This window comes from Sporosarcina newyorkensis (genome assembly GCF_900167515.1).
GTDB lineage: Bacteria > Bacillota > Bacilli > Bacillales_A > Planococcaceae > Sporosarcina > Sporosarcina newyorkensis.
In genome coordinates this window covers 43,954-56,993 of the sequence record NZ_FUYJ01000003.1, presented here as the reverse complement: position 1 = coordinate 56,993, position 13,040 = coordinate 43,954, and the positions used below count along the sequence as shown (strand labels likewise).

General features: G+C 44.2%; 13 protein-coding genes. 9 read left to right on the top strand and 4 right to left on the bottom strand.

All coding sequences use genetic code 11. From position 1 onward, the window contains the following. The first annotated feature begins 80 nt into the window (after nt 1-80). Both B5D59_RS07005 and B5D59_RS07000 read left to right on the top strand, forming a co-directional pair. Nucleotides 81-1,340 (top strand): hemolysin family protein, encoded by a 1,260-nt coding sequence (locus B5D59_RS07005; RefSeq protein ID WP_040758547.1) that lies wholly within the window; start codon nt 81-83, stop codon nt 1,338-1,340. A 223-nt stretch (nt 1,341-1,563) separates the two neighbouring features. Beyond that, nucleotides 1,564-2,109 carry an RNA polymerase sigma factor gene (locus tag B5D59_RS07000; protein WP_040758544.1) on the top strand — a complete coding sequence of 182 codons (546 nt, stop codon included), beginning with the start codon at nt 1,564-1,566 and terminating at the stop codon, nt 2,107-2,109. Nucleotides 2,110-2,334: 225 nt separating this feature from the next. Here B5D59_RS07000 and B5D59_RS06995 read toward each other — a convergent pair whose 3' ends face one another. Further along, complete coding sequence (locus tag B5D59_RS06995; protein ID WP_009766281.1) at nt 2,335-2,523, bottom strand: SE1832 family protein; 189 nt, start codon at nt 2,521-2,523, stop codon at nt 2,335-2,337. Nucleotides 2,524-2,534: 11 nt separating this feature from the next. Beyond that, nucleotides 2,535-3,593: a CMP-N-acetylneuraminic acid synthetase gene (locus B5D59_RS06990; RefSeq protein WP_009766280.1), complete on the bottom strand. Its 1,059-nt coding sequence runs from the start codon at nt 3,591-3,593 to the stop codon at nt 2,535-2,537. A gap of 109 nt (nt 3,594-3,702) precedes the next feature. Between B5D59_RS06990 and B5D59_RS06985 the strand changes: the two genes are divergently transcribed. The 5 genes from B5D59_RS06985 (at nt 3,703) to B5D59_RS06965 (ending at nt 9,353) form a co-directional block, all read left to right on the top strand. Next, nucleotides 3,703-5,640, top strand: a complete 1,938-nt coding sequence (locus B5D59_RS06985) for a cation:proton antiporter (RefSeq protein WP_078817409.1) — start codon at nt 3,703-3,705, stop codon at nt 5,638-5,640. A 533-nt stretch (nt 5,641-6,173) separates the two neighbouring features. Next, a complete protein-coding gene (locus B5D59_RS06980) occupies nt 6,174-6,761 on the top strand; it encodes a hypothetical protein (RefSeq protein ID WP_009766278.1) in 588 nt (195 codons plus the stop codon). A gap of 226 nt (nt 6,762-6,987) precedes the next feature. Then, nucleotides 6,988-7,479, top strand: a complete 492-nt coding sequence (ybaK, locus tag B5D59_RS06975; RefSeq protein WP_078817408.1) for a Cys-tRNA(Pro) deacylase — start codon at nt 6,988-6,990, stop codon at nt 7,477-7,479. A gap of 72 nt (nt 7,480-7,551) precedes the next feature. After that, nucleotides 7,552-8,199, top strand: a complete 648-nt coding sequence (locus B5D59_RS06970) for a YczE/YyaS/YitT family protein (RefSeq protein WP_040758537.1) — start codon at nt 7,552-7,554, stop codon at nt 8,197-8,199. A gap of 59 nt (nt 8,200-8,258) precedes the next feature. After that, nucleotides 8,259-9,353: a hypothetical protein gene (locus B5D59_RS06965; RefSeq protein WP_009766275.1), complete on the top strand. Its 1,095-nt coding sequence runs from the start codon at nt 8,259-8,261 to the stop codon at nt 9,351-9,353. A gap of 208 nt (nt 9,354-9,561) precedes the next feature. Here the strand turns inward: B5D59_RS06965 and bshB2 are convergent, their stop codons facing one another. Then, nucleotides 9,562-10,236: a bacillithiol biosynthesis deacetylase BshB2 gene (gene bshB2, locus B5D59_RS06960; protein ID WP_078817407.1), complete on the bottom strand. Its 675-nt coding sequence runs from the start codon at nt 10,234-10,236 to the stop codon at nt 9,562-9,564. A gap of 13 nt (nt 10,237-10,249) precedes the next feature. Beyond that, the gene (locus B5D59_RS06955; RefSeq protein WP_040758534.1) at nt 10,250-10,600 is read right to left on the bottom strand and encodes a YojF family protein; all 351 of its coding nucleotides are present in this window, start codon (nt 10,598-10,600) and stop codon (nt 10,250-10,252) included. Nucleotides 10,601-11,578: 978 nt separating this feature from the next. Here B5D59_RS06955 and B5D59_RS06950 point away from each other — a divergent pair. Beyond that, nucleotides 11,579-12,334 carry a DUF4230 domain-containing protein gene (locus tag B5D59_RS06950; protein ID WP_078817406.1) on the top strand — a complete coding sequence of 252 codons (756 nt, stop codon included), beginning with the start codon at nt 11,579-11,581 and terminating at the stop codon, nt 12,332-12,334. Then, on the top strand, nt 12,334-13,032 hold the full coding sequence (locus tag B5D59_RS06945; protein ID WP_078817405.1) for a uracil-DNA glycosylase: 699 nt from the start codon (nt 12,334-12,336) through the stop codon (nt 13,030-13,032). The genes B5D59_RS06950 and B5D59_RS06945 overlap by 1 nt, the downstream gene beginning before the upstream one ends. Nucleotides 13,033-13,040: the final 8 nt, after the last annotated feature.

Here is a 13,040-nt window from a genome sequence, read left to right as displayed (position 1 = left end):
GAAATAAGAAGTTGAGAAATTTAGGGAATATCATATTTTATTAACTAAGCTTAATGAAGAAGATGCTGGGGGAGACGCAATTGTTTATTGCATTAGGACTTTGTTTGTTTTTGTCCTTCTTTTTATCGGGAAGTGAAACCGCTTTGACTGCTGTGAATCGCATGAAGATTCAGCTGCGTGCAGATCAAGGGGATAAGAAATCAATTAAATTACGGCAATTAATTTCAAAGCCGGATCGGATGATTACGGCCATATTAATCGGCAATAATATCGCGAACATTTTGATGCCCACAATCGTAACGATGATCGCAATTGATAAAGGCTTGAGTGTTGGGATCATGACGGGAATACTGACGGTGGTTCTGATTATATTCGGTGAAGTGCTGCCGAAAACGATCGCTGCTACTTTCGCGGATCGAATCGCTTATGTCGTTGCACCGCCCATTACATTTCTCGTTAAATTACTCATTCCATTGACTGCAATACTGGCCCTGTTTACCAATTTCTTCGTTCGACTGATTTCTAAAGGGGCTGTAACAGAAGCGACGCTTACGAAGGAAGACGTACGTTCTATGGTAGATATCGCATCTACTGAAGGAACGTTCGGTCAGGATGAATCGATTCGTTTGAAAGGTGTTCTGGACTTTCGTGAAAAAGATGTGATGGATGTGATGGAAACCCATCGGACGGATGTCATTTCTTTATCGATGGATTCCACATATGAAGACGTTCGAGATGTTGTACTGCAGTATTTTTATACACGCTATCCGGTATATGAGGAAAGTATCGACAAGGTTGTCGGTATTTTTTATTCGAAAATGTTGATTGAATGGTCGATGTATCCCGAGAAGAAGTTCTCAGAAATGATTGACCATGAACCTTTATTTGTCGTGCAGACAGCGAGTGTGGAATTGGTATTCAAACGCATGCTGACACAGAAAAAGCATATGGCCATCGTGCTGGATGAATACGGCGGAACACTGGGGATCGTCACGCAGGAAGATATTATTGAAGAGATGATTGGACAGGATATAGAAGACGAAACGGACGTTGAAGAAGAGTCAATGGTCTTTGAAAAGGATGAAAACTGTCTGGTGTGCCAAGGACGTCTCGGGATTGAAGATGTGATCGAGTTGCTTGATGTCGAGTTGCCGACCGACCATGAAACGATTGGTGGTTTTGTATTTTCGGAAATTGGACATATCCCCGAAAAAGGCGAGCAGTTCACTTTCGACTCTTTAGTATTTGAGATTGAAGAGATGGACAGGACGCGTATTCTGCGTTTGCGGATCACGAAACGCGAGGAACCAAAAGAACAAGAAGAGTTAATCGAAGCTTAAGTGACATCCGCCGGAGGCTTTATCTTTGTTCAACAGGCGTTTGAACACCCTCTGAACAGGAAAAAAACTGCATTCATCTTACCACCTATAAAGGTGGGAGTCTTCTGCTGAATAAAGATAAAGCAACCTTACAGAAATGTAAGGTTGCTGAAAGAGAAAGCAATAGTTAGTAATGTAGATGTCTGACATAATAAAGGTACCAGTTCAAACGGAGGTACTTATTATGAATACTGACTTAAACGCATTATATGAAGAATATGGCCGATACTTATATCATTTATGTCTTAAATTGACTCGAAATAAAGAAGAAGCAGAAGATCTCATGCAAGATGTTTGGGTGAAAGTGGTTCGATACAGTGGTGAAATGAACGAAGTCAATCGCATGAAAGCTTGGTTGACAACGATTTGTATGAATACATTCCGAGATCGCTACCGAAAAAATGTACGACACAGCCAGTACGTGATGAACCAGCCTGATACATTAGACGTTCCGCTTCTAGATTTGGTTCCCAGTGATGCAAAAACTCCTGTGGAATTGATTGAACAAAATGATATTCAAATGTTGGTTCAGCAGAAGATCGGACAGCTGGACGGTATCTACCGTAAGACTATCGAGTATTTCTACGTCAATCAATATTCATTAGTCGAAATTGCCGGTATCATGAAAGTGTCCATCGGCACGGTGAAGTCACGTTTGTTCCGTGCAAAGAAGTATTTGAAGGAACTATTAGTGCAGGACCAAGCAGCAACGGAATATGTTATGGCTTAAAGCTCACTTTATGTGAGCTTTTTTTAGCTGAAAAAGTACGTGTATGAGCGCGCGCAGTGGTTTTATGAGCGAGTTCCGTGCTGTTATGATTGCTTGAAGAGGGAGTATGAGCGCAAGGAGGTTGGTTATGAGCGGCTGACTAGAGTTTATGATCGCAAATGGGTTATTCATGATTGTCGGCAACGAAAAAGGCTGTTCAGAAAGTTTGAACAGCCCCTTGGTGTTTTACTCTGTTGCTTCAGCCAGCTGCTTGTTCAACTCAGCTAAGCGGTCTTCCATGCCGGCTAGTCGGCGTTCCGCGTTTTCGATCATCTTGCTGTGACCTGTGGATTCTAGTTTTTCGATATCGCCTTGCAAACCGATGTAGTCCATTTTGAGTTGTGCAATCTCTTGTTCGATTTGGTTTTTAGTCATTGGGAAAACTCCTATCTACCATTTTCCCTTAGTGTAACATATCCTGATCTTGTCCGTTTTGGAAACTCCAATAAATAGCGGATCGCCTCCACGATTTTCTCCTCGCCATTGCCTACATTCAACTGAAGTTGCCGCTTCACAGCTCGTTCTCTCCGTGCCTCATGCAATAACGGCTCCATGATGGCATTCAGCAAATTTGACTGTGTCACCTTACGACCGAGCCCGAGATGGATGAAGCCGTGGCTCTCTGTAGGGAAGCCCAGGTTTGATTCGAACTCGTTTTGGGCAAGGACAATACAAGGTACACCGATTGTTGCGACTTCATAAGGGGTATAGCAGGCATCGCATAAAATCATATCTGCCTGCGAATAAATTTCTGCCCGATTGTCAGGTGACCGAAGAACTTTCGTATTTCTGCGGCTGAGAGCCATCATTTGAATTTCACTGACGTCATGAGTATAATTTGAGCCAATTAAAACAGAGACGTGCAGAGGGATTTGTAATTGCTTAATATGTCTCAACGCGCGATAGGTCAGGTTACCAGGATCCTCGTCTCCAAATGAAATGACGAGATGCGGTGAAGAGGCGAAAGGCTTTTCCTTCAATCCCGCCTGGTGGTGCGGCTTGAGTGAAGCGTCTGCTGCAAACATTTCATGGCCGACGATGTAATGGTCTGGGAGCGGCTCATGTGTTTCTGCATATAATGTTTGGATGACTAAATCCGCAAGATGTCCTCCTTCGCCAAAATCGTCGAAGTGCAGCAGACTAGGGACTAAATCTTGAAGCTTGGACACTTCTTCTTTATGGCTAACACCGCTGTCTCGAATTAAAAGGTCGGGTTGCAGATGGGTTATAAGCTGAATGAGGGAAGAAGGCCCTTCCACTGGATAACAAGCAAAATCACCTTCAGGAACTGCTGTTTCTCGATCATGCAGAAAGAAGACTTCTGCTTCAGTTTTCAAGATGCTTGCCAACGAGGCTGCACGTCGGAGAGGATAACTTCCTTTTCCGTCTGTTATAGAGAGATACATCGCAATTTTTTTTTTGACTTGTTGTTCGATTGGAACCACCCTTTCTGAACCTGCTACGTTCCTCTTAGCCTATGAAAATGGAAAAGAGTTTATTACAATGGGGAACGGTGGAATTTACTTGCTAGATAAGGAAGGAGGAGACCCTTGCATGTTTAATTCATTGTTGATGGATTTAATGTTTGTCGTATTGATTGGTGTAGGGTCCCAGTGGGTGGCATGGCGTACAAGGATGCCTGCAATTGTAGTTATGGCGATTGCCGGTTTGCTGGTCGGACCGATTTTCGGATGGATCAATCCCCAGCAATCGATGGGTGACTTGTACGGACCGATCATTACATTTGCAGTTGCTATTATTTTATTTGAAGGCAGTTTGAATCTGGACTTTAAGGAAATTAAAGGGTTTGGGCGGCCGGTTGCGCGAATCGTAACGATTGGCGCATTCATTGCCTGGATTGCAGGCTCATTGGCAGCGCATTATATCGCGGGACTTTCGTGGGAAGTGGCCTTCATTATCGGTGGTTTGTTCATCGTCACGGGTCCTACTGTCATTTTGCCTTTACTCAGGCAGGCCCGGTTGAAACCGCGTCCTGCAGCGATTTTGAAATGGGAAGGTATTGTAGTAGATCCATTTGGTGCGTTACTTGCTGTTTTCGCATTTGAAACTATAAAATTTATCAATGATGAAGTGACAGCAAAAGCGATGATGCTCTTCGTCGGAGCTTCACTATTTTCGGTCTTCCTTGGATGGGGAACGAGCCGCTTGTTAGGATCAGCGTTTGAAAAAGGCAGGATTCCAGAATATTTAAAAGCACCGATTTTATTCGGCCTCGTGCTGTTTGTCTTTGTGCTTTCTGATGAAATTATGCACGAGACGGGCTTGCTGGCTGTAACAGCAATGGGGATGACGATGGCGAATATGCGACTGACGACCTTGCAGGATATCCGGCATTTCAAAGAGAATATCTCCGTATTGCTCATCTCCGGAATTTTCGTCATGTTGACCGCCTCCCTTGATCCGCATATTTTAATTGAAATTTTGAATCCGAAGATCGTGCTTTATGTACTGGCAATGTTATTTATTGTCCGACCACTATCGATTTGGTTGTCAACGATCGGTACGGATCTAACGAATCGGGAGCGGACACTGATCGGTTGGATTGCTCCTAGAGGAATTGTCGCCTTAACGGTGTCCGGTTATTTTGCGACCATTTTGCTGGATAACGGCTACGAGGATGCCGAACTACTGACGGCGTTGACATTTGCGCTCGTATTTTCTACTGTTGTCGTGCACGGTTTTTCAATTGGCTGGTTAGCCAAGAAGTTGAACTTGACGACACCGGAAGAATCTGGCGTTGTGCTCATCGGAAGTTCTCGTTTCGTAGCGGAACTTGCCAAGAACATTCAGGAGGCGGAACACCAAGTGCTGGTTGTCGAAGATTCTTGGGGCGGCTTGTCCAATGCCCGAAAAATCGGTCTCCCGACCTATATGGGAGATATTTTATCGGAGCATACCGGCTACCATTTGGACTTGACGCCGTATCGGTATATATTGGCAATGACTAAAGTGGACGTCTACAATTCTCATGTATGCGCAGACTTCACTCCAGATCTCGGGCGTGACTTACTGTTCCAAACGTCCACGCATAAACGCAGTGCAGGACAGCAGTTCAATTTAACGACCGGCCAGTTTCTGTTCACACCCAATTTATCGATCAACGAATTAGAAGAGCGCATGACCTCAGGCTTTGTTTTCCGTAAAACGTTATTAACGAATCAATACAGTTACACGCAGTACTTGCGGGAGAGGGATGACCAATCCATTTTACTGTATATCATGCGGGCTGATGGTGAGCTCGAGTTTTACACTGCAGAGAAAGAGTTGCAAGCACAAACTGGAGATACCATCGTCACGTTATCCACACCGAATAAAACGATCGAACGGACGATTGATCGTCTTGAAGGAAAAGACGGCAAATCCAACGTCAAAAAAGAGATGGTTGAAACTAAGTTTTCAGAAGAACCGACGAATGAAAAACCTGCTATCCCAGGAGAAGCTCCGCCAAAAATCAGTAAGACTGCTGAGTGATGCTTCCTTGGTAGAATGTTAAAAAGTACGCCTAACTGAACTGCACCCCAATTGTTAGACACAATCTAACAATTGGAGGTGCAGTTTTTTAATGACTAAATTTACAGCTGATATCAAATTAATGATCATTCAAAGATATGCTTTCAACACTATGCTTTTGATCGTAAAAGCCGTTTTACGTTACGGCTTTTCCTGCGGGATTAGCTCACCGCGAGCTCCGTGGAAAGCGTTCACCTGCAACGGAAATCAACGGATTTAACGTTTTACTTTGATCGTAAGTTATTTATTTCGATATATATAGCAGGTTTGTCTTTCCATTTATAAGGGTATCTACCCGAAATGAAAACTGCAAAGACTAGTAATTTTAACCTGTTGGATGAGAATGATTCAGAATAAAAAAGACTATGTCAAGTCAGTATGAAATAATTGATAATTAAGAATGCGTTCTTTAGGTGGATTGGTTAATTAAATGACTTTGCGTAAAATAGTAAGTAAAAATCCTGAACGAAAATTTTAAAACGGAGGTGAATGCTATGAATGCTGTAATGGGATTTGCAAGCGCTGCCGAACAACTGCAACGATACGATGCAGTCCGCAGAAGGAATGCTGAAAATGCCTATGAACGGCAATCCGAGTTTCGCGAACACACAAATAAAACAAAAGAAGATCTAGAAGCGCTGTTACGCGGAGTACAAGAACCTGTAGAACAAGCGTCGGAAGAAAAATCGAGATTCCAAAAACTTGATGCCGGCCAAGTAAAGAATATTGCCATCCCGCTTGGAAACAATTTAGAAGAAACAATTGACCTATGGCGTGATGTTCGAAGAGAAGCATATTCTGTGCCAGAACCTACGACAGCAGATTACCAACTCGGCAGTAAGGCTTCAGCAAAAATTGCCCAGGCAGAACTGCAACTGGCCTTGCACAACCGTGCTAAAACTATTCGCGACCAAATGTCAGCCTCGAATGCTGTGTTTACGCCTTTAGAAGTCATGACCGACACAGGAGCGGATCACATCCAAAAACGTTACGACAACGCATTCTCCGCCTACAGTCTCCAAAACCAGGCGAAAATCAACCACTACCAAATTGAATCGCCAGCCATGAATATCAGTGTTTGATTGGAAAAACCGGTTGTGTCATTGTTATTGAAAAGCTATGTCTAAACTGGAGCCTATTTTGCTAAAACTTAGTGAAATGGGCTTTTTGGATTTACAGCGTCTCTAGTTGATTGGGGTCGAAGGTGGGCGAATCCAGTGGGCTCATCCCAAGCCTCACAGAAAGCGCCCATCTGGAACAGAAATCAACGGTGTTAAAGCTGATTTATGCGAAAAAGGAGACGAGAACTTGGCAAAGAAAAACAAATCTATCAAAACCAATGCAATCCGCATTATTGAAAGTGAACAGATTCAATATGAAACTCGCAGCTATGAAATAGCAGACGGTCACAACGACGGACTTTCCGTAGCGAGTAAAACCAACGAACCTGCGGAACACGTCTACAAAACACTTGTCGCCATGGCTAGCAAAACAGACTTGCTCGTATTCATCATTCCAGTATCCGACGAACTTGACTTGAAAAAAGCCGCAAAAGCAGCCGGCTTCAAAAAAATAGACATGCTGCCGATGAAAGAGCTAACGAAAGAAACAGGCTACGTAAAAGGGGGCTGCTCACCAGTCGGCATGAAAAAGGAATTCCCGACATTTATTGACCAGCAGGCACAAATCCTTGACTACCTGTATGTCAGCGCCGGTAAAGTCGGCTTGCAGATGAAACTTACTCCGAGTGACTTAGCGCAAGTGACAAGGGCCCAGTTTGTGAATGTGGTCAAAGATTGAAGTAACATATCGGGGCTTTTCTGTTACAATAGATAGAGAGAGATTGTAACAACTAAGGAAAGAAGAATGTATATGCGCAATTTATTAGCTTGGAGATGGATTTTCTTCATCGGTGGAATGATGATCATGTCTCTTGGTATATCACTTACAATAAAAGGACAGCGTCTCGGAATCGGTCCTTGGGATGTTTTGCATGTTGGGCTGTTCCAAAATATTGGTTTGACGATCGGTTCTTGGAGTATCATCACAGGATTTATAATTGTTACGGTTACCTCATTGGTTCTTAGACAGTGGCCTAGATGGGGAACTTGGTTAAATATGATGATGATTGGGTTATTTATCGACTTTTTCAATTGGCTATTGCCCGATCTGACGTCACTGACTGCGCAAATCATTAGTTTTGTGCTAGGTGTATTGGTTCTGTCATATGGCGTAGGGATCTATGTCTCTCCAAATCTTGGAGCGGGACCGCGGGACAGTTTAATGTTATTATTCGTCGAGAAATTTGGCTGGAGTCTTCGATTGGTGCGTTCAGGAATCGAAGCGACAGTGACATTGGTTGGCTTTTTACTTGGTGGTCCGGTTGGGGTCGGTACGCTGCTGGTCGTACTGTTTTGCGGACAGCTCATACAAATCGCCCTGCCACAGTGCCGTGAGATATTATTGAAGATAACAGATCAAGAGGACGAAAAAGTATTATGGCATTACAAAGGAGCATAAGCGGAGACGCTGTGCTTTTTTTTTATGCTTAAACATAGAATGAAAGGACGAAAGAAAGGATGGTTAGCATATACGGGCATATTACAGAATACATGGGAACGGCGTATACAGGAGAAGGCATCGTGCATAAGTACGGGGAGCTTATGGAGGAATCCAGGAAGACCATTTTCCTGAAATGTCTGCCTACCCACTCCTTATCCCAAGCATTGAATGATTTAGCTATCTATTTTGTTAAAAGAGGCCATGCCGTAGATCGTTTCATGAATCCGGGACATGTGGATAAAACGGATGCGATCTTTGTAAAAGAATTAAGTTTATTAATCTTGCAAGCATCTCATCCAATTTCATTTGAACCGGTGGATTTAGGCGGGCGTCATAAAGTATTCTGCTTTTATGATGTCTACCATCAAGAACACCTTTTCCAACAGCACGGTGAAGTGGGCAATTTGCTGAAAGAGGGAAAAAGCAGCTTTGAAAAGTCTTTGGTTGCACTGAGAGAAGCAAAAGCGATCCATGATGAGTGGGAAGTGGCCAATATTCAACGAATGGATTGGGAACGCCTCACAGAAATAACGGAAGAATTGAAGGATGAAATTTTCGGAACGATTGAACTGGCAAAAGAAGCGCATATATCCCATCGTATCGTGGGCTCATTATCCGCTGGCAAGGCGCACGATTTCATACCGTCGATTACGAAGCGAATGCGGCGTCGATTGCTGATCAAAGGTTTACCAGGTACAGGGAAGTCGACGATGATGCGCGCGCTTGGCGAAGAGGCAGAAAAAAGGGGAATAGATGTGCTCTACGGCTGGTGTGGTCTTGATCCGGCGAGTATCGATCTGGTCCTATTCCCTGAGCTGTCCATTTGTCTTTTCGATGCAACAAAACCGCATGCCTATGATGCCGAAAGTCCTCGCGACGAATTAGTGGATATCGTTTCGTTATGCGCAGAGGATGAGAAGATTGAGAAAGAAATTGAAGATATCCGCTATCGTTATCAAGAGAAGATCGCAGACGCTGGAGGCTATATGCAAACAGCCATGAAAGCACAGAACAGCGCCAGAGTACAGATGGACCGTACGTTAAACATTGAAGAGTTTGAGGGAAAATTAAAAAGTCTTTATGCGCTGATTAAAGCGATGGATGGGAATTAACATATTCCATGAAAGTAACGCACCAAATATTTATACCACCGCACCAATCGAGCAGATTAGCGAGCGAAATGAATCTGCGAACGCACCAAAATTGCCCCATGCCGAACCAAAAACGACAGGCACCGAACCAATCCACGATACTACCGCGCCAATGCTACTTCTGTAATCCATCTCATTGCAAAAAAACCGCAGAACTTCTGCGGTTTTTTTAGTCGAATTTATACGTATAAAAGGCTTCGTTGTGAAGCCAATCGAGTGCTTCTTCATCATCTTCAGCCCAACGCTTTTCCATATCGGGAAGCATCCAAATAGTTTGGGAAGCATGCGCTCGCAAAGTAGCGATTTTCTTTTCCCGCATATCAGCAGTATGGTGAATTACGTCTGGTTCACCGATTTTCTCGACCGTATCATTGTCGAACGCCTTGACATATAACGTAGGGCGCTTCGCTTCAGGAATCCGCCTCACAGCATCCACGACAGCCAGACCTGTAGCATTGTGATCCGGATGCACAGCTAATTGAGGGTGGAATGTGATAACGAGAGAAGGGTTTAATTCCTCAATCAAATCGGTCATCATCTTGATCAGTTTTTCAGGATCCTCGAATTCAACCGTTTTGTCACGTAATCCCATCATCCGCAAATCCGTCAGTCCCATAGCCGCACAAGCATCCAATAATTCTTGCTTGCGGACTTGCGGCAGCGTTTCGCGGTTGGCAAATGGAGGGTTCCCTAAATTCCGCCCCATTTCACCGAGTGTCAGACAGGCATATGTAACAGGCACGCCCATCTCAATATATTTTGAAATCGTTCCCGACACGCCAAACGCTTCATCGTCAGGGTGAGGGAAAATGACCAATACATGTCGTTCTTTCTGCAACATCAAAAAATCTCCCTTCTTAATAAGCAAATGGCGTTTCGCTAATCTCAAGCGCAACGGCAAGTTTGCCGTCAGGTCCCAGACCCGCCATTAATAAACGATCATGCTCATCCATCGTATAATGTGTGATACCTTGTGCGTAAATCCAGCCACTCGGCAATTTTAGTCCGATGCGGTGAGGGGAGTCGCCCGCAACTTTTCCAAGTTCGTAGCGAATCACGATATTGCGGATAAAGGCCCCCGCATTAAAAAAACCTTCTTGAAAATGAGAAGCATACGATCCATTTGTCGTCTCCAAATGAATGTATACGTCCTTATTAGCAAAGGAGTCCAGTAACTCCTGCAAATGATTTACTTCAACAGTTTGCATACCCATCCTCCTATGTAGCGCGGTCATTCACGAACTGCAGACAAATGACTGCACAAATTATGTGCAATGATTTGTCTGCAGTCCATCTAGTATCAGTATATAGAAAGTCTCGTTTGAATGCGATTAGATGGCTCACAAAAAATCCGAGTGCAATTTTCCTAAACTTATTTAAATGAAGCCTATCGCTAAACCTCCCGATTACATGAAATTCCATAGAATTACATTAGCAGCCAATGAAACTTATTACCTTGTGAAACGTACAAATAGTTGTAGATTTATCAGGTATTTTGTCTGCTAGTGAGATGCTCTATCAGGCGTGTTGATTAGCCAATTTATAAGCTATTCACTTCGCATTCAGCCAACTAATTCGTGTGCTGTTTTGGAAAAAAGGAAGAAATAATGAGGAGAAAGGTGTAGTCCTCGGGATTTGCCCTCCAGTCGGGGACGTGTTCTGGAGGGCGCGCGGTGAGTCCGCCGTCGCAAGCTCCCTGGCGGTCTCACCCGTCACGCTGATCCTCCCAGAGTCGCCCCGCCTTCCAGGAAAATCCCCAACTTTTTGTTCTGGAAGGCGATGATTATTGTCTGGGAATTAGAGAGTGAAAAGGAGTTCATTCGTAAAAAAGAAGAATTCCAGCACTTAAAAAGCACCAGTTGTTTTAACGGATTTTAAACGGAAATCAAATTGGCTGATATACGCAATTTAGAGATTGGAGCGGAAGACGGTCGACTCCGAGAGGATCAGCGTGTGTCTTGAGACCCCGCAGGGAGCGCAGCGGACGAGGAGGCTCAAGCCACGCCCTCCGGAAAGCGTACCGTCTGGAGCGCAAATCCCCACGGATACACCACTGCCACGCTCACTAGATGATAACTCGCGAGTTGCATTTCAATGTACAGGCCACAAAAAAATCATGTGAAATATTGGTTAATCAACACGCCTGATGTCCAATCTCACTTTATTATAAAGAAAGGTCGTGAACCATGAGCAAGCATGATTCATCTGGGCGACAGAAAAAAGAAATCGAACTGGCGGAAGCTCAATCAGCCGTCACGGTCGATGAAATAAAGAAGCCTAAACGCAAGCGCAAAACAGGATTCTGGAAACTGGGACTAACTCTATGGTCCTCTTGGAGAAAAACCTACCTCTCCCTCATCCTACTGCTCGTTGCCGCTATCATTATCCTGCCGATCGCCGGCTTCTATCTAATAAAACTTGGCTCCACTTTTACCGAACAAAAAGGTGCTTTCGTCGAACAGGTACAAGAACTGCAAGAACTGACGACAGCCGAAGCTTACACGAAAGTATTGGTAGAACGCACTGACAATGAATTATTCGGTCAAAGCATCGGCGTCAACTTACCGGGCACAAAAAGAAATCTACTGGTCGTCATCCCCGGATCTGTAAAAGCAGGGATTGACCTCAGTGGCATAACTGAAAATAATTTGAAAATAGATGAAAACGAGAAGACAGCTCGTTTAACTGTACCGGCAGCTGAATTTCTTGGAGGAGCAGAAATCTTCTTCGACCAAGTAGAAGTTTATTCGGTAGCAGGATTATTTCGCGGAAAAGCGGATATAGAAGAAGGATACGAACTTGCTAACGAGGCGAAGAACTTGATCCTGGAAGAAGCATCTGAACAAGGCGTCCTACAGACGGCTGAGCGCAATGCTGAGAAAACATTGAAAGATATGTTTTCATTCGCGGGTTATGAGTTGGAGATTGAATTTGAGGAGTGATGCAGATGCAACCTAAATTCCACAATGATTGGGATACGGTGCTGAAGGATGAGTTTAATAAGCCGTATTATCAAACGCTACGGAAATTTTTGCAATCGGAATATGCTACACATGTTATTTATCCGCAAATGCAAGATATGTGGACCGCTTTTGAGTTAACATCCTATCATGACGTTCGCGTCGTCATATTAGGGCAAGATCCTTATCATGGTCCGAATCAAGCACAAGGGTTGAGTTTCTCTGTCCAGCCTGGCGTTAAGGTTCCACCTAGTCTTCGCAACATTTTCAAGGAGTTGTCAACGGATATCGGCGTTCCTATCCCTGACAGCGGCACGTTGACAGGTTGGGCTAAACAAGGCGTACTTTTGTTAAATACAGCATTGACGGTGCGTGAAGGCGCAGCTGCTTCTCATCGCGGGAAGGGGTGGGAACTGTTTACAGATGAAGTGATCCGTAAATTGTCTCTGCGCAGGGAACCGATTGTCTTCATTTTATGGGGTCGACATGCACAAGAAAAAAAGGCTTTGATCAACCGCAGGCGGCATGCGATCATTGAATCCGTACATCCAAGCCCATTCAGCGCAGCACGCGGATTTTTCGGCAGCCGGCCGTTTTCTCAGGCGAATGACTATTTGCGGAAATGGGGGGACCAACCGATTGATTGGTCCAAAACATCAGCAGAACAGTTAAACAGATAGAAAGGAAG

What these genes read in the sequence shown, in the direction of transcription:
- B5D59_RS07000 (WP_040758544.1), top strand. Translation starts at nt 1,564, where the DNA reads ATGAATACTGACTTAAACGCATTATATGAAGAATATGGCCGATACTTA.
- B5D59_RS06995 (WP_009766281.1), bottom strand. Translation starts at nt 2,523, where the DNA reads ATGACTAAAAACCAAATCGAACAAGAGATTGCACAACTCAAAATGGAC.
- B5D59_RS06985 (WP_078817409.1), top strand. Translation starts at nt 3,703, where the DNA reads ATGTTTAATTCATTGTTGATGGATTTAATGTTTGTCGTATTGATTGGT.
- B5D59_RS06980 (WP_009766278.1), top strand. Translation starts at nt 6,174, where the DNA reads ATGAATGCTGTAATGGGATTTGCAAGCGCTGCCGAACAACTGCAACGA.
- B5D59_RS06970 (WP_040758537.1), top strand. Translation starts at nt 7,552, where the DNA reads ATGCGCAATTTATTAGCTTGGAGATGGATTTTCTTCATCGGTGGAATG.
- B5D59_RS06965 (WP_009766275.1), top strand. Translation starts at nt 8,259, where the DNA reads ATGGTTAGCATATACGGGCATATTACAGAATACATGGGAACGGCGTAT.
- B5D59_RS06955 (WP_040758534.1), bottom strand. Translation starts at nt 10,600, where the DNA reads ATGCAAACTGTTGAAGTAAATCATTTGCAGGAGTTACTGGACTCCTTT.
- B5D59_RS06950 (WP_078817406.1), top strand. Translation starts at nt 11,579, where the DNA reads ATGAGCAAGCATGATTCATCTGGGCGACAGAAAAAAGAAATCGAACTG.
- B5D59_RS06945 (WP_078817405.1), top strand. Translation starts at nt 12,334, where the DNA reads ATGCAGATGCAACCTAAATTCCACAATGATTGGGATACGGTGCTGAAG.